18 protein-coding genes and 2 pseudogenes are annotated in these 20,102 nt (G+C 66.7%); 7 read left to right on the top strand and 13 right to left on the bottom strand.

Going from position 1 to position 20,102, the window contains the following annotated elements; translation table 11 throughout:
- Positions 1-50: 50 nt before the first annotated feature.
- The 3 genes and pseudogenes from PV679_RS21060 to PV679_RS21050 form a co-directional block, all read right to left on the bottom strand.
- On the bottom strand, positions 51-938 hold the full coding sequence (locus tag PV679_RS21060) for a helix-turn-helix domain-containing protein (RefSeq protein ID WP_319681880.1): 888 nt from the start codon (positions 936-938) through the stop codon (positions 51-53).
- A gap of 184 nt (positions 939-1,122) precedes the next feature.
- On the bottom strand, positions 1,123-2,577 hold the full coding sequence (locus tag PV679_RS21055) for an alpha/beta hydrolase (protein WP_319681879.1): 1,455 nt from the start codon (positions 2,575-2,577) through the stop codon (positions 1,123-1,125).
- Positions 2,578-2,800: 223 nt separating this feature from the next.
- Positions 2,801-2,953: pseudogene (locus PV679_RS21050) on the bottom strand (MerR family transcriptional regulator); the annotation flags it as partial.
- Between the two features lie 320 nt (positions 2,954-3,273).
- Between PV679_RS21050 and PV679_RS21045 the strand changes: the two are divergent.
- Complete coding sequence (locus tag PV679_RS21045; protein ID WP_319681878.1) at positions 3,274-3,921, top strand: class I SAM-dependent methyltransferase; 648 nt, start codon at positions 3,274-3,276, stop codon at positions 3,919-3,921.
- A 159-nt stretch (positions 3,922-4,080) separates the two neighbouring features.
- On the opposite strand, the gene PV679_RS21040 is transcribed toward PV679_RS21045, so the two are convergent.
- Both PV679_RS21040 and PV679_RS21035 read right to left on the bottom strand, forming a co-directional pair.
- Entirely contained in the window at positions 4,081-4,530 is a 450-nt protein-coding gene (locus PV679_RS21040) for an SRPBCC family protein (protein ID WP_319681900.1), read from the bottom strand.
- Positions 4,531-5,143: 613 nt separating this feature from the next.
- Positions 5,144-6,004, bottom strand: coding sequence for an enoyl-CoA hydratase/isomerase family protein (locus tag PV679_RS21035; protein ID WP_319681877.1), 861 nt, complete (start codon positions 6,002-6,004; stop codon positions 5,144-5,146).
- A 152-nt stretch (positions 6,005-6,156) separates the two neighbouring features.
- Between PV679_RS21035 and PV679_RS21030 the strand changes: the two genes are divergently transcribed.
- Positions 6,157-6,774 (top strand): TetR/AcrR family transcriptional regulator, encoded by a 618-nt coding sequence (locus PV679_RS21030; protein ID WP_319681876.1) that lies wholly within the window; start codon positions 6,157-6,159, stop codon positions 6,772-6,774.
- Positions 6,775-7,219: 445 nt separating this feature from the next.
- Here the strand turns inward: PV679_RS21030 and PV679_RS21025 are convergent, their stop codons facing one another.
- A complete protein-coding gene (locus tag PV679_RS21025) occupies positions 7,220-8,008 on the bottom strand; it encodes an SDR family NAD(P)-dependent oxidoreductase (RefSeq protein ID WP_319681875.1) in 789 nt (262 codons plus the stop codon).
- A gap of 135 nt (positions 8,009-8,143) precedes the next feature.
- On the opposite strand from PV679_RS21025, the gene PV679_RS21020 reads away from it, so the two are divergent.
- Complete coding sequence (locus tag PV679_RS21020; RefSeq protein WP_319681874.1) at positions 8,144-8,749, top strand: helix-turn-helix domain-containing protein; 606 nt, start codon at positions 8,144-8,146, stop codon at positions 8,747-8,749.
- A gap of 31 nt (positions 8,750-8,780) precedes the next feature.
- On the opposite strand, the gene PV679_RS21015 is transcribed toward PV679_RS21020, so the two are convergent.
- Positions 8,781-9,695: a LysR family transcriptional regulator gene (locus PV679_RS21015; protein WP_319681873.1), complete on the bottom strand. Its 915-nt coding sequence runs from the start codon at positions 9,693-9,695 to the stop codon at positions 8,781-8,783.
- Positions 9,696-9,907: 212 nt separating this feature from the next.
- On the opposite strand from PV679_RS21015, the gene PV679_RS21010 reads away from it, so the two are divergent.
- Together PV679_RS21010 and PV679_RS21005 are read left to right on the top strand one after the other, a co-directional pair.
- Positions 9,908-10,498: a VOC family protein gene (locus tag PV679_RS21010; protein WP_319681872.1), complete on the top strand. Its 591-nt coding sequence runs from the start codon at positions 9,908-9,910 to the stop codon at positions 10,496-10,498.
- A gap of 318 nt (positions 10,499-10,816) precedes the next feature.
- Complete coding sequence (locus PV679_RS21005; protein WP_319681871.1) at positions 10,817-11,311, top strand: ester cyclase; 495 nt, start codon at positions 10,817-10,819, stop codon at positions 11,309-11,311.
- A gap of 425 nt (positions 11,312-11,736) precedes the next feature.
- On the opposite strand, the gene PV679_RS21000 is transcribed toward PV679_RS21005, so the two are convergent.
- From PV679_RS21000 to PV679_RS20975, 6 genes and pseudogenes are all read right to left on the bottom strand, one after another.
- The gene (locus tag PV679_RS21000; protein ID WP_319681870.1) at positions 11,737-12,588 is read right to left on the bottom strand and encodes a fumarylacetoacetate hydrolase family protein; all 852 of its coding nucleotides are present in this window, start codon (positions 12,586-12,588) and stop codon (positions 11,737-11,739) included.
- Between the two features lie 138 nt (positions 12,589-12,726).
- Positions 12,727-13,026, bottom strand: a pseudogene (locus PV679_RS36215) (Tn3 family transposase); the annotation flags it as partial.
- Entirely contained in the window at positions 12,959-13,507 is a 549-nt protein-coding gene (locus tag PV679_RS20990; RefSeq protein WP_319681868.1) for a TetR/AcrR family transcriptional regulator, read from the bottom strand. The pseudogene PV679_RS36215 and the gene PV679_RS20990, both read right to left, overlap by 68 nt.
- Positions 13,508-13,533: 26 nt before the next feature.
- On the bottom strand, positions 13,534-14,007 hold the full coding sequence (locus PV679_RS20985) for a nuclear transport factor 2 family protein (RefSeq protein WP_319681899.1): 474 nt from the start codon (positions 14,005-14,007) through the stop codon (positions 13,534-13,536).
- Positions 14,008-14,278: 271 nt separating this feature from the next.
- Positions 14,279-16,939 (bottom strand): MMPL family transporter, encoded by a 2,661-nt coding sequence (locus PV679_RS20980; RefSeq protein ID WP_319681867.1) that lies wholly within the window; start codon positions 16,937-16,939, stop codon positions 14,279-14,281.
- Positions 16,940-18,075: 1,136 nt separating this feature from the next.
- Positions 18,076-18,471, bottom strand: coding sequence for a nuclear transport factor 2 family protein (locus PV679_RS20975; RefSeq protein ID WP_319681866.1), 396 nt, complete (start codon positions 18,469-18,471; stop codon positions 18,076-18,078).
- 116 nt (positions 18,472-18,587) lie between these two features.
- Between PV679_RS20975 and PV679_RS20970 the strand changes: the two genes are divergently transcribed.
- Both PV679_RS20970 and PV679_RS20965 read left to right on the top strand, forming a co-directional pair.
- Positions 18,588-19,127 carry a helix-turn-helix domain-containing protein gene (locus PV679_RS20970; RefSeq protein WP_319681865.1) on the top strand — a complete coding sequence of 180 codons (540 nt, stop codon included), beginning with the start codon at positions 18,588-18,590 and terminating at the stop codon, positions 19,125-19,127.
- A 490-nt stretch (positions 19,128-19,617) separates the two neighbouring features.
- The gene (locus tag PV679_RS20965; protein ID WP_319681864.1) at positions 19,618-19,785 is read left to right on the top strand and encodes a hypothetical protein; all 168 of its coding nucleotides are present in this window, start codon (positions 19,618-19,620) and stop codon (positions 19,783-19,785) included.
- The last annotated feature ends 317 nt before the right edge of the window (positions 19,786-20,102 follow it).

Here is a 20,102-nt window from a genome sequence, read left to right as displayed (position 1 = left end):
TCCCTCACATGTGAGGCGGCGATGCCGTGCGAGGACACGCGTCGGACGGCCTATGTGGCGATCGTCTTGCGGTAGGCCGAGGGCCGGACACCGACGTGGCGCAGGAACGCCGACGACAAGGCGCTGGGTCCGGCGAAGCCGCACCGCTGGGCGATCTGCTCGACGGTGAGGCTGGTCTCCGACAGCAGTCGTTGGGCCAACTCTATGCGTAGCCGGGTGAGAAACCGATGTGGCGTCTCGCCGGTGGCGTTCCGGAAGACGCGTACGAAGTGGTAGACGCTCAAACGCACCTCCGCTGCGATGTCGGCGAGGGTGAGCGGCTCGGCCAGGCGGTCCCGCATGACGGCAATGCCTTTGCGGACAGCGGCGTGCTCATTCCCCGGCACGCGTGGTGCCCGGCCCCGGGACAACAGGTGCACCGCGAGGAACGCCGCAGCCGACTCGGCATACAGGTCACTCGCCTCCCGGTTGGCCGGGAGTGACCGGACGAGGTGTTCGACGACCGGGTCGCCTGTGCCCAGTCTGGCGGACAGCGCCTCGAAGTCCGGTTCGTGCTGGTCCAGTTGACCGGCAGTCTGCTTGATGACGGCCTGCGGGATATGCACCTGGATGGTCGACAGGACCGATGTCGCCGCGTAACTGCGCACCGTTGGCCGGCCCGGCACCATGAGTTCCAGCCGCCCGGCCCTCCAGCGGCGCTTGGCCGATGACCCTCCGGAGGTGACCCGCATCACGGCTTCTCCGGCGGTACACAGCACGAGATGCAGGTCGGAAGTTCCGGGGAGCAGCAGGTGTTCGACCTGGCGTGCGTGCACGAAACACTGCACGAGCAGCGATCGCCAGTTGGCCTCGTGCCAACTGCAGTAGCTGCGACGCACGTACCGCGGCATGTCAACAGCGCCATACGGCGCCAAGTCGAAGTCAGGCGAATCGAACACAGTGGGAGTTTACCGACATCCGCGGGGGCCCAAGAACTGGTCGGAACCGAGTTGCGGTGCGCCGGCCGAGCGGCTGCGCACGAGCACGTCGACGCCCCACCGGCAGTGCGATGGCAGGCCCGGTGCAGGAGTGAGTGTGCCGCCGGAGGCTCTCTTCTCGTGCACCGGGTGGCGCCGCCGGCGGTCAGTTGGGCTCTGCGGCGCAGGCGAGGTCGTGCGCGGGCCGTTGTCCTGTGGTCAGGAATGTCGTTACCGCGTTGTTCGCGCACGTGTTCTTGCCGAAGGGATACACGCCGTGGCCGCCCTGGTCGGCAGTCACCATCCTGGCCCGGTCGCCGAGGGCCTGTCGCAGCCTTCGAGCACCGGCCAGCGGTGTACCCGGGTCGCGCAGATTCTGCACCATAAGGATGTTCGACGGGCCCCGGTCGCTGATGCGCACCGGCGGCTCGACGGGGTCGGTCGGCCAGAACGCACACGGCCCGATATTCGCCGTCATCCCGCCGAGCATCGGATACCGGACCCCGTCGAAGGCGACGGCGCGCTGGTAGGCCCCGATCGATCGCGGCCAGCGCGAGTCGGCGCAGAGCGTGTAGAGGCGGCTGGATACGGAATTGTCCAGGTCCGCTACGGGCGTCCCAGGGGGTTCGGACGGCAGGGGCTTGTCCGTGTCCAGCGCCTGCCAGATCTCGGCCAACGTGGCGAACGACGCGTCGCTGTAGAGCAAGCCGAACGTGGCTCCGCGGAACAACGTGCCGTCGAGCCCCTGAACCGGTTTGCCGTCCAGTCGCAAGGCGAGGTCGAAGTATTTCGCGGTCACCTGTCCCGGTGTCGTGCCCAGGCCGTACTCGGGATGGGCGGCGGCGAACTTCGCGAAGTCGGGGAACCGGTCCTGCAGGCCGCGAGCGAACATGCGCATGGCCGTCACGTCGTAACCGTCGGGGCCCAGGTTGCTGTCGAGTACGATCCGGTCGCCGCGCTCGGGGAACAGCATCGTGTACACCGCGCCGAGGTAGGTGCCGTAGGACGTGCCGGCGTACGAGATCTTGGGCTCGCCCAGCGCGGCCCGGATCCGGTCCATGTCACGTGCGGCGTTCGCGGTGGTGGTGTGGGGCAGCATCCACGCCGTCTTCGACGTGGCGCACTGCGTGGCGAGAGTCTTCGCGTACGTGGCCTCCCGCGCGACATCGGCGCCGGTGTTCGCCTGCTTGGGAAAGTTGCCCCGCGCCTGCTGCTCCGGTGTCACATCACAGGTCACCGGTGTGCTGTGGCCGACGCCGCGTGGGTCGAAGCCGATCACATCATAGGTGTCGCGCACGCTCTGAGGCAGACTGGTCGCCGCCAGAATGGCCGGGTAGTCCAGGCCCGTTCCTCCGGGGCCGCCAGGATTGGTCAGCAGCACGCCACGGCGCCGCTCGGGCTTCTTGCTCGCCAGGCGGGAGATCGCGATCTTGATTTTCCTGCCGTCCGGATGCCGGTAGTCCAGCGGGACGTCGACCGTCGAGCACTCCAGGCCGGGCAGGGTGACATCCGCCGGACACGGGCCCCATCGCACGGTGCTCGGCGCTGCCGCTACCGACGCACCTGGGATCACGCTCACCGCCAGCGCGGCGACGAGGGAAAGGGACAGGGTTATGCGCACGTGACATCCTCCTGGGCGCTGCACCCGGGCACCCTGGGTAGGCGGGGTGGATGGGCGGGTGTGTGGTGAAAGGGGCAGGGGAAACTGACCAGGACGGGGCGGGTGCTTGGAGCATGCGCTTCGCCAGATCCTGACGGGTCTGCTCGTCGGCGTCGGCGGGCAGGCGATCGAGCAGCTCGGCGATCTGTGTGAGCGAGAGCCCAAGCCCCGTCAGGCGTTTGATCCGCAGGACCCGGACGAGATGGACCACGCTGTAGCTCTTGTAGCCGTTGGCGCGGCGGACCGGCTCGCTGAGAAGACCGATGTCGTGGTAGTGCCGTATCGCGCGCAGTGTCGTTCCAGCGAGCTCAGCGAGCTGACGAGTGCTCCAACTCACCGCATCCCCAGGCTTCCAGTTCCTGTGACGCAGACGCGCCAACAGAGCCAGTTAAAACGATGCCGCGACGGCACAGTCAAACGACGGGCGTCGACCTCTGCTCGTGTGTTCTCGAAACGCGGATCCTGAGCGTCTGCGGACGCACAGCTTGTGGACATGAAGCACCATCCCGCCGACCGAGGCGGACGCGGTAGCGCCGCGCACATCGCGGCCCGGAACGACGACCAAGCAGGTGGCGGCTGATCCGAGGGCGGGCCGGAGATGCCGCGGTACGGGATACGCGCGGCCGGAGCGGCCTCTTCGGGACTACTGTCGCGAGCATGGTCGAACACGATGCCCTCAGTGCCACCCGCGAGGCCTACGACGCTGCTGCTCCCACCTATGCGCGGATGTTCCGTGACACGCTGCGTGACCGGCCCTTGGACCGCGCGATCTTGCATGCCTTCGCCGAGGTCGTACGTGCGAGTGGGGACGGGCAGGTCGCGGACCTGGGGTGTGGGCCTGGCCATATCACCGCTTATCTGGACGGGTTGGGGCTGGCGGTGTTTGGCGTTGATGCCTCTGCCGCGATGATCAAGTTGGCTCAACAGGCATATCCGGGCCTGCGGTTCGACGTGGGCTCGATGGCCGAGTTGAACATCGCTGACGGCGTACTGGGCGGCGCACTCTCACGTTGGTCCATCATCCACACTCCGCCGCAAGAACTGCCCGTCATCCTGGCGGAGTTCCACCGCGTGCTGGCGCCCGGCGGCCACCTGCTGGTCGCCTTTTCGGCGAGCGAGGATCCGTCTCACCTGACACAGGCCTTCGATCACACAGTCGCTCTGGCCTATCGGTGGTCGCCTGATCACCTCGCCGCGATGCTGCGCGAGTCCGGGTTGGCCGAGGTGGCCCGGATGGTTCGCGAGCCTGAGCCCACCGACCGACGGCAATTCCAGGAGATTCAACTGCTCGCCCGTAAAGCCTGAGGGCTGTCCCGTCATCCCTTCGACCTCGCCGAGCCGGTGCGCGGCCGCAAGAGAAGTTCATCTTCACGCGCCGGTGACAGTCCCAACGCCCGCCTCGTCCAACGTGCTTGGCGGGTATGGCTCCGGCCGAGCCCACTCGTCATTCGGCAACTGCCACGGTCACGAGGAACGTTCGGCAGCTTCGGCCAGGCCCGTGACCATGCGCTGCATGGTTCGCGTCAATTGGGGACGAAGAATGAAGTGCATGCCGAACGCCACTTCATACTCGCCAAGCCAATGAATTTCGACGCCGCCCTCGCTTTCCTCGTTGAGCAGTATGCGTGCGGAGTAGTTTTTCATGAACGGATTACTGGCATCTTCATAGGCGAAAACCTGTTGGGAGTGCAATTCGGTGATTCGCTCGCTCGTGACAACACGGCCCGTGCGAAATGCCCTTACGGCGCCGACCTCGTCGCGTCCCTTCGGCGAGAGATTTTCTGACCTCTCCAAGATGAGCGCGTCAACAGTTCCCCACTGCGGCCAGCTATGAGCATCCAACAGCAGAGACCAGACCTTCGACGACGGCGCCTTCGATCTGGCCGTCACGTCGTAAGCACCCTTCATTTTCATCACTTCCGTTACTTTTCGAGAGCCTAATGACTTATATTTCAAAAAATCTATGGCGTGCCGAAGCGATCTGACGCAACGCTTCTTTTACCTCTTGAAGGTGACCTTCGCGGGTCCCGCCGATCTGTTTTCCGCACGCATACGCCAAATGTTAACGGTATGAAACCTTGACGGGAATGCGCGAGATTGGCAAAAAACATGCGTGAGGTTGCGGTCGCGTGGGTGCGCCAGATGAAGTGACGTTGGCGGTGGGTGGTGTTGGTTGGGGAAGTCGCGCCGACGGTGGGGCATGCGCCGGTCCGCTGGACCGGAGGAAAGTGCGGTCCTCGCCGGCCCTTCGTTGGTGCACCGGGCGCGAGGGGCCGGAGGACGGAGCCTGGGGCCGCCGGTGTCCACGGGCGCGGCCCGGGGGACACCGGCGGCCGGTCTGCTGCCCAGCTCTCTGGGCGCGTCGGGCTACCGTTGTGCTCGAATCGGCGTTTCCGACGCGACCGATCCGGATGAGCGGTGCGTACAGCACCTTCGCGGCGCAGGGCCAGCAAGCAGTGTGACCTGTTCTCGGTCAGTGTGCTGCGCGAGAGTACGCAGGTCTGCGAGTACCCGGAGGGCCGCGTACTCAGATGTTGTTGGCGATGCGTTCGTGGTCTCGTTCGCCCTCACGGGTCTGGATACCAGCAGCGAGCAGCTTGTGGGCGAGCTCGGTGACCTCATCGCCGAATGCCGCGAACAGGGCCTCGTTCTCGACGGCATAGGCCGGGAGAGGTATCGGCTGCGCGACCGCGTTGACCGTGGCCTTGGTGCCGGAGATCACTTCTGGCCGCAGGCTGGCGATCCGCCGGGCAAGGGTGTCGACGAACGTATCGAGTTCGGCGGCGGGCAGTGCGCGGTTGATCAGGCCGTACCGCTCCGCCAGTTCCGCGCCGACGAGTTCGGCGCCGAGAATGAGCTCAAGCGCACGGGCCCTGCCCGCCAGGCGCGTCATGTTCACCGTGCCTCCGCCTCCGGGGAGGATCCCCATCAAGGACTCGGGCTGCCCTTGCCCCGACTTGCCGATCGCCGCGAATCGCATGTCCAGGTACATGAAGAACTCATTGCCGGCGCCGCGTGCGAAGCCGGCGAGCTTGCCAATGGTGACCTGAGGCAGCGAGCGGACCTCCTCGCTCATGGCCTGAAGGATGTTCAAGCCATCGGGAATTGTTGCGTCCGGTGCGGCCGCGATCGCGGCGCGAGTGGCGGCAGGCAGAGCATCCGGGTCGGTGAGATAGGCCATATCGCCGTGCGCGATGAAGAACTCCGGGTCGGCGCTTTCGAAAACGATGACGCGGACGTCGGCGTCATCGCGCACTCGTGCGATGAATGCCCGTAGCGACGGCAGTAGGACTGCGTCCATCAGGTTCAGGGGCGGGTGATCGATCGTGACTGTCGCAACACCTTTCAAGACGTTGATCGACAGGGCGGGGAGGTCGTTGTAGCTCATGGAGGGTGGCTCCGTTCCAGGAGGCTCGCGCTTGATCGCGCTGCCGGCCAGGGAAGCGCACTGCGCTTCTCGGTGTCATGGCTGACACTGAGTATCAGCTTAAGAACTCACGCTCTTATGTGCAACTGAGTGTGTCGTAGTACACTCGTTCCATGAGCTCAGCGCCTGTCGGTACTCGTGAGATCGGTCGTCACGCGGTGAGGGCTGAGCTGGCCCGCGTGGCCTTCAATCGGTTCTGCCTCACCGGCTTCAATCAGGTCACCTTCACCGACCTCTCCGAAGCTGCCGGAGTGTCGCGAAGCACCTTCCTGCGCTACTTCGGCACCAAGGAAGACGTGGTCCTGTTTGTCTTCGACCCCCTCGGCGGCGTCATCGTCGACGCACTCGACGCCGATCGGGAAAACGAGGACGATTGGAGCAGGCTGCGTAACGCTCTCGGCTCAGCTGTGACGTTCCTCGTGCGTGACGTCCAGGAACTCCCCACGATCCTCGGCCTCATTGAGCAGACGCCCGCGCTCTGCGCGCGGCTCAGGGAGAAGCAGACTGAGTGGCGACGCGAGATCGTTGCGCGATTCCAAGAGACGACCGCGTCGACAGAAAACTCGTCGGTCATCGCGAACGTCCGTGTCGCGGCGGCGCTCGAATGCTTGTGGATCGTCCTCGGGCAGTGGAGCGCGAGCGGCGGTCAGGACGACCTCGACGGACTGCTGGACGCTGCGTTCGCCGCCTTCTCGACTCCGGCTCGTCGGCAGCCGGACGCTCCGTCATAATCCGTACCCGGCACCGCCGTTGGCGCTGAGAAGCAGCCCGCCTGTCATCAGCGGTACGGATGACGAGGGATGACGACACGTAGAGGAAGCAGCACAGATCCAGCAGCGCAGGACGTCACGTGGCTGGTCAACAACTTCGGCGGGGAAGTGATCGTGGACGTTCTCTCCGTGCTGTCGTACAGCCACCTCGGAAAGGCCGTGTTCCCCTCCGTGGCCAGGGCCGCGGAGTGGAACACGACCAACAGCGTGCGCCTTGAGCTTGCCGGTCAGAAGACACTTATGCAGGGCGTGCGTCTGGGTGCCGCGGACACTCCGCGGCGGCATCGACGAACGGGTATGCGCGCGCTGGAGCCGCGTCCGCCGCGAGCTCGTCGAACAGCTTGGGGATCCGCTCCCATGGGAGATGTCCTCGCGGCCGGCCCGCTGGCGCGGCTGAGCAGCGCGTTCAGACGGCCTTGGTGGCTCCCGCATCGACGAACCAGTTCGCGCCGATCGCGCTCGGCATGGTCGGGGAGGCCAGCAGCAGCACCGCCCGGGCGATCTCGGCGGGGTCGATCAGGGTTTCGGTGAGCATCCCGTTCTGCTTCGGCAGGCTTGCCACCAGCGTGTCGTGGTCGACGCCCACGATGTCCGCCACTCGCGCGATGTATCCGTCCTTGCCCGTCACCAGGTCTGTGCGCGTCGATGACGGCGACACCGCGTTGAGGCGTACTCCGGAGGACGCCACGCGCTCGGCGAGCTGTCGGGTGAAGGTGTTGAGGGCTGCCTTGGCGGCGGTGTACGGCAGCGGCTCCGCCCCCGGCCGACGGGCGCTGTCGGAGCTGATGTTGACCACGGCGCCCCTGGCCTCGGTGAGCGAGGGCAGGGCGGCGCGGATGGTCCGTACTGCCGCGTCGAGGTTGAGGGCGAACCCGGCTGCCCAGACGTCGTCTCCGCCGTCCAGCGGATCTCCGAACGCCTCGTCCGGCATGGCGCCGCCGCCGGCGTTATTGACCAGGACATCAAGCCTGGGATCGGCGGCCAGGACGGCCTCGACCATGCGCCGCGGGCCGTCGGCCGTGGAGAGGTCGGCGGAGACGAAAGCGGCTCCGGTGGCCTTGAGCTCGGGCGTGAGGCTTCGCGCCGTCGCGGTCACCGAGGCCCCTTCCTCCTGAAACGCCCGAACGATCGCAAGGCCTATACCCTTGCTCGCCCCGGTGACCAGGACGCGCTTGCCGGCGAGTTGAAGATCCATGACGTGCTCCTGTGGTGAGGAAACTCCAGCGTTATAACTGAAACAGCATTGCCTCACTTAGTCAACGAAGCGAGTCAGATGTGTCTCACTTACTGTCGTTGAGGATAGGGTGACGCTGACGAAGGAGGGGGTGGCATGGGCGGGAACAGCCCTACCCAGCGGATACGGGCGGACGCCGAACGCAACACGGCCCGCATCCTGGAAGCAGCCGAGACCGTGCTCGCTGTGGACGCCAACGCGTCCCTGGAGCGGATCGCGGACGCCGCGGGACTCGGCCGCGCCACCGTCCACCGCCGGTTCGCTTCCCGCACCGCACTGCTGGACGCCCTGGCCGAGGAGCTCAGTCAGCGCTATCTGCTCGGACTGGCAGAAGCGCGAGTGAAGACCGCGCCACCTCTGATCGCGCTGCACCGTCTCACGGAGATCGTCTTCGACCTCAAGCTCAGCCACCGCTTCGCCATCCAGCTCACCGCGGCCCTCACGCCGGCCGTTCTCGACGGCCTTGACCTGCTCTTCGCTCGCCTGCGAGACACGGGAGCGATCACCGCGGTGGATCCCGCCTGGTGTCGCCGGGTCTATCTGGCCCTTCTGCACGAGGTCCACGACTTGGCCGCGGACTCTCCGACCCTGGCCTCCTCGGCCACCGGAGACGAGACCGAGGCAAAGGTCAATCTCCTCGTCCGGACCGCGCTCGGCGCACTGGGCGGCAGCCACGACACGACGGCCCTGCTCAACGGCTGACCGCGGAGCGGGTACATCCGCTGGGGAGCCGTCACACGGATGATTCGCGCTTCGCGGCCTCGTCGCGCATGGCCTGGAGCATGGCTCTCGCGCCGGCCGACGCTTCGGTGGCCGTGACCATCACGGTCTCTCTCTTGAGTACGAGCGCGGGATCTTCGACACGCAGCCACTTCACGCCCTGCGGGACGGTGTCCGCGGCCAGCCCGGGCATGACCGAGACACCCAGTCCCGCGGCGACGAGCCCCAGGCGCGTCTGCCAGCCGCGCGCCTCGTAGGCCACGCGCGGAGCTTCAATGGTGGGCCAGGCGCCGAACTGGGGCCCGCCCTCCCCACCGGCTCCCACGATCCACGCTTCCTGCGCCAGGTCGTCGACGTGCACCTCGTCCCGGGAGGCCAGCGGATGGGCCGTGTGGACGGCCACGCCAATGCCGCCGCCGGTGCGTATGACCTCGATGCGCAGCCCGGTGAAGTCGTAGTCGGGGAGTCCTTCGCCGATCGCCACTACGGCCATCTCGATGCGTCCCGCGCGAAGGCGGCGCAGTTGGGCGGGGCTGCCCGCTTCCCACAGGCTCACGGTGAGGGCCGGGTGTGCCTTTCGCAGGCGAGCGATGGCCTGGGGCACCAGCACGGCCGCCGCGGTGGGGTACGCGCCGACGGCCAGGCGGCCCGCGAGACGGTCGCGGAGCCCGGCGATCTCCAGTTCCGCCGCTTCCGCGTGCGCGATCATGCGGCGCGCGTGCCGCAGCAGCACCTCCCCGGACAGCGTCGCCCGGACCCCGCGGGCGTGCCGCTCGAACAGCGGGGCTCCCACCGCGGCTTCCGTGGCGATGATCTGGCGCGACACCGCGGACTGCGTGTAGCCGAGCGCCTCGGCCGCCGCGGTGAAGGACCCGCGCTGAGCGACTTCGAGCGTGACCCGCAGGCCCGTCAGCGTCAGTTCCGGCATGGCCCGACGATATGCGTGAACCGCGAGGCGGGCAAAGGACGACTCTTCATGCCGACTGTGGCGCGGCGGCGCGACAGCGGGCTGTGCGCGGAGGCGGATGCGCGGGGACGGTGCGCGCGAGGGCGGGTCCTTCGCGCGAGACCCGCTCAGGGATTACGGAACAGCCGTCAGCCATGCTGTTTTGGCATGGGAGCGATGAAAAGGAATCGCTGGTGGAATGGCTCGGACAGCGCAACGATGTCTGTATGAACGAAACAGTGCAGACGCTCACCGCCTTCGACCTCGCTCGCCCGGCACAAAACCAGTTGGCTCAGGGATTCCTTCAGTGGTGCGTCGTCGCGCCCGATCTGGAGTCGAAGTGCGCCGAATTGGAGCGCGTGTACGGACCCGCGGGATTCTGGATTATGGAAAACGCCCCGCTACTGGAGACGACCTACCGCGGTAAGCCGATCGACCTGCGCGTGGACATGGCTCTGGGGTACATCGGCGACACCAATATCGAGGTCATCAGCCCTCGCCGTGATGGGGATGCAAATCTCTACACCGAGTTCCTCGATGAGCAGCCGGAAGGCGGCCTTCACCATCTGGGATTCCAGGTGCACGACTTCGAAGCGACGGCCGCAGATTTGACCGCCACGTTCGGACCCGCCGTGCAAGCCGGAAACTTCTCCACCGGCGGAAGCCACTTCGCTTACTTCGATTCTCGCCCAGTGACCGGGGTCCACACCGAGATTCTCTGGTTCGACACCGAAACAATTGCGGCGATGGCGGACCTGCGCGCCGGAAAGCCTCCAGTCATTTGATCGGACGCCGGCCGGGTCGGAGAGCCCACGGTGCCACCGACCTGGCTGACCGTCCTTGCGTCGTCCCATGCGCCTCCATGCGGCGAGGGCCGTTCGCACATGCCGACCCCGCGCGGTCTACTCGCGCCACAGGTGGACCGAAGACTCTCCGGAAGGAAAAGCCATGTGAGAACGTGAGCATAAAGCCATCGGCGCGCTTTCTTCTTCGATGGGCTGCGCCGAGTTCGTCCCCGCAGCATCTTTTGATTGGAACCGACTCCAGGTTCCACAGTTCGGTGTCGGCTTCGGCAGACGCACGTCTCCACGTGGCACGGCACCTTGAACAGCCTGATCCAGAGGAAAAAAATGCCTAATTTCATCTCTCCCGACGACACCCACTACGACGAGCGCTCCCGCGCGCTCGTCCGCATCGGACGGGACGCCATCTCCAAGGCGAATCCGAGCGCACTGCGCGCTTACTTCAGTGCGGACTTCACGTTCCATGGCCCTGATGGTGAGCTCGGGTTCGAGGAGCTGGAGAGCTTCTTCAGTCAGATGCGCAACGCGTTCACGACCTACTACTGCGAGCGATATGAGATCGTCTCCGCTGGGAATTTGATCGGGTGCCGGACGGAGATGGGCGGCATATTTGAAAAGCCGTTCGATCTGACGCCGATCGGAACTGTTCAGCCGCACGGCAAGCAGGTGACGCTGACGCTGATCAACATGTTCCGCTACGACGAGGACGGCAGGCTGGCGGAAGAGTGGGTCCAGTACGACAACCTGGAGTGGCTGCGCCAGCTTGGCGTTGAACTCACCCCAGCCTCTCGCTGATGACCCGAGCCGTGCCGGCCCGCGACCCGTGGCTGTCGCGTGACCACCGGCGCGGTTTGATCCTGAACGGGTGAGGGCCTTCCGGGTTCGGTGTGGATTACCACGTCTATACGCGAATGATCAGAAGGCCCTCATGCGCCTCCGTGATGCACCTCTGACCGGGACCGGTCGCCGCACGAGCTGTGCGCCAGTGTGAAGCGCTGATGGTGCGTGGCGATTTCGTGTGATGGCCGTCTAAGGGCTGTCCCGTAGCGATGGGTGTACCCGGCCGGATTGTGGCCGGCTTCCGCACGGCGGCAACGGCCGCAGCACATCGCCAGGTACGCGGATGTCAGTCCAGTCGCGTCGGCGAGATCCGCCGGCAACCGCGCTCCGGCATGACCGGCCACCCCGGCCCGTCAGCGGTGACGCGTGTTCCCGGATGGTCAGCGCGGTTCATCGATGACCGGATTCTCCAGGGCTCCGATCTTGTCGATCTCGATGCGAACGGTGTCGCCCGCCTTGAGATACTTGCCAGGCCGGTGCCAGGCGATGCCGCTCGGGGTGCCCGTGGCCAGCACGTCGCCGACCTCCAGGGTGAACGCACTGGAGAGGTAGGAGACCTGCTCGTACAGATCGAAAAGCATGTCCGCCGTATGCCCGTCCTGGCGCAAGTCACCGCTGACATAGGTATGCAACCGCAGATCGAGCGGGTCGCCGATCTCGTCCGGAGTGACAATCCATGGACCGATCGGACCGTGGGTGTCGAAAGACTTGCTGACCACCATGCCCGGCTCAAGCTCCTGCCAATCGCGCACACTGACGTCGTCGACGATGGTGAATCCCGCGATCACGTCCAGTACCGCGCTCTTCTCGTTCGGGACGTCCTTGCACTGCTTGCCGATCACCACACCGAGTTCGCCCTCGTAGTCGACCTCGTCCGGAGCGGCCGTCGGAATCCAGACCGGATCGCTGGGGCCGATGATGCAGGTCTGCTGCTTGTTGAACCATGCCTGACGGCTTGGCCGCTCCATATGGGTCTCTTCAAGATGAGCGGCGTAGTTGTAGCCGATGGCGAGAAACTTGGGCGGCCTGGGCACAGGCGCACACAGCTTTACCTCCGAGAGCGGCACCCTCGGGGCTGAGCCGGAGGAGGCCCGCACCTTCTCAGGATCACGCTCCAGCAATTCGATCATCGTCGCCATCGAGGGGTCGGCCGCCGTGAGGTCTACCACCTCGCCATCATTGACGAAGCCGACATGCTGCCCAGAACCGGCGTCGAACGTCGCGAGTTTCATCGCTCACCCTTCGTGGCAGCGACCGTTCGAACGGCCGTTGCCGATTCGAGATACGCCACTACCAATTACGACACAGGGTTCTTCTTCCCTCAAATCAGGAAACCGTGAGACAAGGCGCGACAGTTGTCACCATCGGGGTCCGAACGTCCGCAGTAGGTCGTAGGACCGGACCTGGTTGCTGATGAGCGGCCCGGCCAACCGGAGCATGTCCGGCCAGTGCGTGGCGATCCGCTTGAGGTTGACCTTGTCGCGAGCCACGGCCGTCAGCGGCCCGTACCCGACGGCCGGTTCCTCGCCATGGCCGTCGGGCAGAACCAACCCGGGTTTGTAGGTCAGGGCGTAGAGACGCGGGCGTATCCCCGGTGTCGGGTCATCGATTGCTGAGGACGTGTGCCCACGGCTCGTCGATGTCCGCCAGACCCAGCACGGCGACCACATTGTCGAGCATTCCGGCGCCGAACCATTGCCGCACGGCGTCGTCGTCGCCCAGCAACTGCCGAACGGTGTCAACCTGCTTGGCGTAGCACCGGCGCACGGCCTGTCCCACCAGTGGCTCACCGGCGGCACAGTTCGCGTGCATGAGGAAACGCAGGATGGTCCGGTCCGCGACGAGCGCGGCGTAGGCGCCGCGCGCCGCATCCAACGCCGCCTCGGGCGTCGACCCGGCCCCATCCGACGCCGGCGAGTGCGCGACCAGGGTTTCGGTCATCACGACGGACACGTGGTCGACCGCCGCCGCGAACAGCGCTTGCTTGTTCGGATACAGGCGGTAGAGGTACGGCTGAGAGATACCGACCCACTCGGCTATCTCGTGCGTCGTCGTACCGTAAAAGCCCTTCTGTCCGAAGCAGTCAATCGCGGCGGCCGCGATGGCCCGACGTCGTTCGTCGCTCTTCGTGCTGGTACCGGCGGCAGGCATGGGAATCAGTTGAACACGGCTCCCCTTCAGCCTCCAAAAGTCACGCTGTGATCGAGGTCGGACGGCGCCTCGTGGGGTGTGAGTGCCTCGATCGCCACCAGCGGGTTCCAGTAGTCCAGGTAGTGGGTGATGAGCGCGTCGTCATCGGTACGGACGACGGAGACGCACGTCTGCTCGTACGGCTTGCCGGTCGGCCGCGCAGTGCCCGTTGAGCGGAATTCGGCGATCACAAGACTCGGATCGACCGTCTCGTGGAACACCATGTCGCCGAACTCCACGTCAAAGGTCTCGGGAAAGTGACTCATGTGTGCGAACAGCGCGTCTCGCCCCGTTACCCGCCGAGGCATGCCGGCCGGTGCGAACGGAAACTCCAGGACCGCGTCCGGTGCGAACAACTGCACCCATTCATCGGTCCGCCCTGCGGCGGTAAGGCGCAGGTGCTCGGCCACAGCGTGCTGGGCAGCGGCACGGCGGTTGGCGTTGTCTTCCCTGGCTGTCATCTTCACTCCTACGTTAGTGGTCGATTGATAACGTACCACTCGGAGCGGCTGCTGAGCCGTCAGCCCAGACGCGCACTTCACGGACGCGGCGCGCGGCTGTACGTGCGTCCATGGTGGTGAGAGAGCGGATGTCATCGAACCGGACGGAGCCCGGCTCCGGTGACCCTGGCGGTGGGCGTCGCCGACCAGGTGGCCGTCTGTTCGCTGCGGCCGTAGTCCTGGGCCCTGTCGCTCAGACAGGGCCCAGGTGCCGTCAGGAATCCAGGCCGCGTCAGTTCTCTCGCTGGTCGAGATTGGTCTTCCTGACCTGGCTGGGCAGTATGAAGGGGTCGATCAGCCAGCCCATTCCCAGGAGACCGGCCGTGCACAGGTAGAGCACTCCGCGGCCGGTCCTCCCCAGGTAGAAGTAGTGCGCGCCGAACAGGCCCAGGAGGAACCACCAGAGGTAGGCGATGCCGACCGACGCCCGGCGGTGACGTACCTCCGTCTGCGCCGGTGCCACCGCGGACGTCTCCGCTCGCACCTCCGTCACCGCCCGCCGTTCGGCCAGGACCGGGGTGGCGGTGAATCGCCGCGGTTCGGGGTGCCGGCTGCGGTGGACCGGCAGTGGCTCTGCCCCGGCGGGTACCGGTACCTGTACCGGCGTCGGGACCTGCGCCTCAGGTCCCGCCCACACCCGCGTCCGGGCCTGCGCCGGTGCCGCTGCCGGCGCGGGCTCCGGGAGTACCGTTTCGTTCAGGCCGATGTGGCGGTGGAGCCGCTTGAGCGGGGCCGGGGCCCACCAGTTGGCGCGGCCCAGCAGGGTCATGACGGCGGGGACGAGGACGCAGCGTACGACCGTGGCGTCGATGGCCACAGCCGTGGCCAGGCCGAGGCCCAGTTGCTGGACCGAGCCCATGCGGCCGGTGATGAAACAGGCGAAGACGATGACCATCAGCAGCCCGGCAGAGGTGATGATCCGGCCCGAGTGCTGGAGGCCGCGCCGTACCGCGACGTCGGTTTCGAGGCCCTCGGCCACGTACTCCTTGATGCGGCCGAGCAGGAACACCTCGTAGTCCATCGAGAGGCCGAACGCGAAGGCGAGGACGGACACGACGGTGAAGGGACTGAAGCCGTCGACGGTCAGCAGACCGAGCGGGTCGGCGAGGAGGCCGTGCTGGAAGACCAGGCTCAGCAGGCCGAACGCCGCCCCGAGGGACAGGGTGTTCATGGCGACGGCGGTGAGGGGCACGACGACGGAGCCGGTCATCGCGAAGAGCAGGACGACCATCGCGAAGAGCGTGACCGCGATCGCCAGCGGGAGCCGGTCCGTGATCTGCTGGAGTACGTCGTCGAGGCCCGCCGCGTCGCCGGTGACCCACGACTGGCCACCGTCGGGGCGGTCGGCGCGGATCGTGTGGACCAGGTCCCGGGCCGTGGCGCCCTCGGGGTCGCCGGTGGTGTCGATGCCGACGGTCGCCAGCCCCGGGCCGGCCTTCTGCGCCGGGTAGACGCGGGTGACACCGGGCGTGTCCGTCCAGCGTCGCGCCCAGTCGTCAAGGGCGGCGGCATCGGTCTTGGCGACGACCGTGATGGTCGGAACCGTCGGCAGGTCGAACCGGTCGGCGAGCTGATCGGAGACCCGTACGGACTCCAGGGTCCTCGGGAGCGCTCCGGTGTCGTTGAGGTGCATCGACATCGACAGCACGGGAAGGCTCGCGGCGACCAGGGCCACGGCTGTGACCAGCATGGTGGTCAGCGGACGGCGCTGTACGCGGCGAGCGAGCCCGGCGAAGACGCCCGTCTCGGCGGAGGCGGCACGCTCGTCAGGCCCCGGCGCTCCAGCCTCCGCCCGCGGCTTACGGCGCCAAGCTCCACCGCGCCGCGTCCGCCGCTTCGCGGGCTTGATCCGGTTGCGGGCGAAGCCGACCAGCGCCGCCGTCAGCGTCAGTGCCACCAGCATCGACGCCAGCGCGATCGCGACACCGGCCGCACCGAGCGCCGCCAGCTCGGGGATGCCGAACATGAGCAGTCCGGTCAGCGCCGCGGCCACGGTCAGGGCACTGAAGGCGATGGTGCGCCCCGCCGTCGCCCATGAGCGGCTCAACGCCGCTTCCGGAGGGAAACCGGCCCCCAGCTCCTCGCGGTAGCGGGCGACGAGCAGCAGCCCGTAGTCGATGGACAGGCCCATCCCGAGGAGCGTCACCACTGTCACCGCGTCCGAAGTGATCGACGTGAACCGGGTGATGAGCAGCAGAATCGTCATCGAGGACGCGATCGACACGACCGCGCCGAGCACCGGCAGCCCCGCCGCGATCACACCGCCGAAGATGAACACCAGCACCACCAGCGTGACCGGCAGCGACAGCGACTCCGCGCCGTTCAGGTCTTTGGACGCCTGTTCCGTGAACTGCTTCTCCAGCGCCGGTTCGCCGCCGACGGTGACCCGGGCGCCGGTCTGGCCGCTGTCCACGAGGGTCGCGGCGAAACCGTGCAGGGTGCCGGTGAGCGCCTCGACCGCGGTGGCCTCCGCCTCGTCGTCCAGCTTGGACAAAGTGATCTGGACGAGCAGACCTGCCCCGTCCTTGGCCGTCAGCATCGCCGTCTCGGCCTCGGGCAGCCCCGTGTCGTACGGAGTGACCACCGAGGCCACCCCGTCCACCCGCTTGAGCGTGCCCGCGAGCGACCGTACGTCCTGCCGTACCGCCGGCGCCGCCGCATCGGCGCCGTCGATGACACCGATGACGACGCCGCCATGATCGCTTCCCTTGTCGAGTACGGCACCGGCCTGGACCGACTCCATGGACGACGATCCACCGCCGCCCGCGATCGCGCTGAACACGGGCCCCGCACTCAGGACGCCCACGGCGACCGCGGCCGCCCAGATCAGCAGCACCTGCCAACGGCGCCGGAAGCACCAGTGCCCCATACGGGCGATAAGACCTTCAGCCATGATTGTTTTGACCGTCTCTCATTGCTTCGCGGCGCGACCGGCGGTGTGCTGATCTTGAGCCGGGTAATGCTGTAGATCTTGCTTCGGGCCGGGCCGCCGGACCATGGGAGCACCAGCAGAAAGCGGGGTGGGGATATCCCCACCCAAGGGCTGTCCCGTGGCGGCTCCCTGGCCGGTGCCCGGATCTACGCGGCAGGAGCTTTTCCGCAGCAACTCGGCTTCTCGGAGCGGTCGTTGAGACATGACGTGTTCCGGTCGCCCTCTGAGGACGCGTTCGATCGGTAAAGGCCAAGGCGAGAAGTGCTCGGTCTCCTGGCCAGGGAATTCAGCCCCTTCAGCGCGCTGGCCGCGAATGAGGACGCGTGGAGGGTCCCAGTGAAGGCAGGTCCCACAGTCCGTGTGCTGTGGCGGATCGCGCGTGGCCGCCTGAGGTTCAGGAAGCGGCGGCCCGGGTGTCCAGGAGGCTGTGAGCCGCGTCGACGAAGGCCAAGAACGGTTCGCGAGCGGTTTGTGGAAACTCGGCAGGCCGGCGTCGTCGGGGACGGCGAGGGAGGCGCGGGCGGTGTCTTGAGGCGGGCAACGTCGTCCTGGGCGCTGGGCCCTCGTGCATGGGGGCGAGGACGATGATGAGGTCGTGTCCGGCCGCCAGTGTGGCGTCACCAGGCTGCACCGGGCCGCACTGTCAGGTCTTTGTGAGGGCTTCCGCACCTCAAGATCGGGACAGCCCTTACCGAGCAGCCATCGCACGGGCGGACGCCGTGCTCGCCGCCGCCGCGCCCGAACAGGAGCCCGCCGCCTGGCTCGTGGAGATCCGGCCGGCCTGGCAACTGCCCGGCGTGCGGCACATCTTGATCCGCGTGCTCACGAAGGCACCTGCCACAGTGGTCACTTGGACGCGGTCCGCGAATCGACCGACGGCACCGCCTGACTCGGCGGCAACCCTTACCGGGCGAGGGCCTGTTGTTTGGATCTCCGCATCGTCGCGGGCCCCGACACCCACACATGCCCGCTCAGCCGACGCCCCGCAGTCGCATGCACCGGACCCCGGCCCCTCACCCGCGGAGAGCTGAACGACAGACCCAAGAGACGAAGGCTCGTGTCAGTCCATGCCCTGCCGGAGTCCATTGGTCCGGCGCTCAAATCGCTGAGATTTCCAGTGGATTCATGTAGTCGCGGAACCGGCTTACCTGACCGTCCTGCCGCGTGACGAACCAGATGTAACTCAGGTCAAGCGGCGATCCGTCCGCGGAGCGGTGATGGCGGGCGACGGCCTCGACGATCAGGTCATCCTGGGTCTCGTAGGCCCGGACTTCCGTAAGAGAGCCGTAGCGGAGCCGGCCGCCGTCAAGCAGGCCACGCATAAAAGTACCGATCTCCTCGCGACCCTCAAGCCGCACCGGGCCAGTGGGGGTGAAGGGAATCTCGTAGAGCGCGTCTGGAGCGAAGATCGATGTGAAGCCGTCGAGGTCACGGGCCCACAGCGAGTCGAGCGCGCGAGAAAACCACTGCGGCAGGGTGGATGATGAGCTCATGGTCTCTCCAGTCAGGTTTCGAACTTGTGTGTCCTGAGCAGCCTAACATCAATACGGACCGTCAGTCCGAAATTCTTGGACGGAGGCGAGGCCGCCCTTCGACCTCGCCTGCCGTCGTGCTCGCCGCCGCGGACGACCTCTTCGCGCGAGCCGACGTCAGCGGTGTCTCCGTGGATGACATCGCGGCGGCGGCACATGTCGGGAAAGGGACGATCTTCCGGCTCTTCGGCAGTCGCGACGGCCTGCTGGACGCCCTGTGGGCCACCAAAGCCCAGGATCTGCGGGACCAGGTGGAGAACGGCCCTCCGCCGCTCGGGCCCGGAGCCTCTGCGCGGGAGCGGGCCGTCGCCTTCCTTGACGCGGTGCTCACCTTCAAGCTCGACAACCGCAACCTGCTGAGAGCTCGGGAAGTCGCAACGGCAGGACTGCTGCAGAGCGAGCAATACCGGTGGATGCGGGACCTGCTGGCGCAGACCGTGACGGAGGCCATTCCCACTCTGACAACCGAGGACGCCGAATACCTGGCGCATGTCTTGCTGGCGACCGTACACATCAATCTCATTGACGAGCTACTGGCATCAGGACAGACGCCCGCCGCGATACGCCGCATCCAGCGAGCACATGTACTCGCCGTCTTGAGTAGCGAACTCGGCTGAGGGCTGTCCTGTTAATCCCCGGCGGGCGCGCGACGACAGCTACGGCGCCTCGCCGCGTTGTCGGAACACCCGGATACGTCCAGTATGCGAGCGTCCCTCCGCCGTGCGATCCACCGCATCCGACGCCGCGCGCTGATCCACCAGGGATGACGGGACAGCCCTTACTCGACCCTGCGAGTGAGCAACGAACACGGCGTCGCACGGACCATCCTCGACAACCCACCGGTGAACGTGCTCGGTGTGACGATGATGCGCGAGCTCCGCACACTGCTGACCACGCTCGCGGACGACTCAACGGTCCGGGTGATCGTTTTCTCAAGCGCCGAACGGAATTCTTCCTCGCCCATGTGGATATGCGGATCGGGGACGGCGCGGAACCCGGCCCCGGCGCTGGACGCGAAAGAGGCCCTGCGGCGGCGCAGCGGTGCACGTGGGCCCCGACCGACTCAGGTAACTGTTCCTGCCCGACGCGTCGGAAGAGATGCTGTCCGTGGCTCTCAGTGCCGTGCGCGAGGACGAGCCGGACGGGCCGGTGAAGGGAACGCTCATCATCGTGAACACCCGGACGACGACGGGGAACAAGACCGTCGTCGAGAAGGACACGAAGTCCATGGCGGGTGAGCGTTCTCTCACTGCCCGTACCGGTGGGATGCCTTGAAGAAGTCCACGGCTCTCCAGGCCGCCGAGAAGCCGGCTCCGGGAAGGGCCTACGTGGACCCCGGCTCCCTGCGCGTGAAGGTAGCCGGGGAAATCCACACCGTGAGGCAACTCCGCACACGGGCCCACAGGTTGCGCCGAGTGCGTCTCCGCGACGCTCGGGCTTCCTGCTTCACCTGTCTCGCCGACCAGGGTGTTCCCGGCCACCTGTTGGCGCGCTGGGCCGGACCCACGAACGTCAGGACCACCAGGCGTCGGTACCTCAGGCCGGACGTTGAGGATCTTCGCCCAGCGGCGGCCACCTGGGACGGTCCGCAC

The organism is Streptomyces sp. AK02-01A (genome assembly GCF_033795305.1).
Classification (GTDB): Bacteria; Actinomycetota; Actinomycetes; order Streptomycetales; family Streptomycetaceae; genus Streptomyces.
This window is presented reverse-complemented; position numbering and strand designations above follow the sequence as displayed.

Bases quoted from the DNA above. Each gene is read 5' to 3' on its own strand.
- PV679_RS21045 (WP_319681878.1), top strand. From the start codon at position 3,274: ATGGTCGAACACGATGCCCTCAGTGCCACCCGCGAGGCCTACGACGCT.
- PV679_RS20990 (WP_319681868.1), bottom strand. From the start codon at position 13,507: ATGCCTGCCGCCGGTACCAGCACGAAGAGCGACGAACGACGTCGGGCC.
- PV679_RS20975 (WP_319681866.1), bottom strand. From the start codon at position 18,471: ATGAGCTCATCATCCACCCTGCCGCAGTGGTTTTCTCGCGCGCTCGAC.
- PV679_RS21030 (WP_319681876.1), top strand. From the start codon at position 6,157: ATGAGCTCAGCGCCTGTCGGTACTCGTGAGATCGGTCGTCACGCGGTG.
- PV679_RS21040 (WP_319681900.1), bottom strand. From the start codon at position 4,530: ATGAAAATGAAGGGTGCTTACGACGTGACGGCCAGATCGAAGGCGCCG.
- PV679_RS21025 (WP_319681875.1), bottom strand. From the start codon at position 8,008: ATGGATCTTCAACTCGCCGGCAAGCGCGTCCTGGTCACCGGGGCGAGC.
- PV679_RS21015 (WP_319681873.1), bottom strand. From the start codon at position 9,695: ATGCCGGAACTGACGCTGACGGGCCTGCGGGTCACGCTCGAAGTCGCT.
- PV679_RS21020 (WP_319681874.1), top strand. From the start codon at position 8,144: ATGGGCGGGAACAGCCCTACCCAGCGGATACGGGCGGACGCCGAACGC.
- PV679_RS21000 (WP_319681870.1), bottom strand. From the start codon at position 12,588: ATGAAACTCGCGACGTTCGACGCCGGTTCTGGGCAGCATGTCGGCTTC.
- PV679_RS20980 (WP_319681867.1), bottom strand. From the start codon at position 16,939: ATGGCTGAAGGTCTTATCGCCCGTATGGGGCACTGGTGCTTCCGGCGC.
- PV679_RS21035 (WP_319681877.1), bottom strand. From the start codon at position 6,004: ATGAGCTACAACGACCTCCCCGCCCTGTCGATCAACGTCTTGAAAGGT.
- PV679_RS20985 (WP_319681899.1), bottom strand. From the start codon at position 14,007: ATGACAGCCAGGGAAGACAACGCCAACCGCCGTGCCGCTGCCCAGCAC.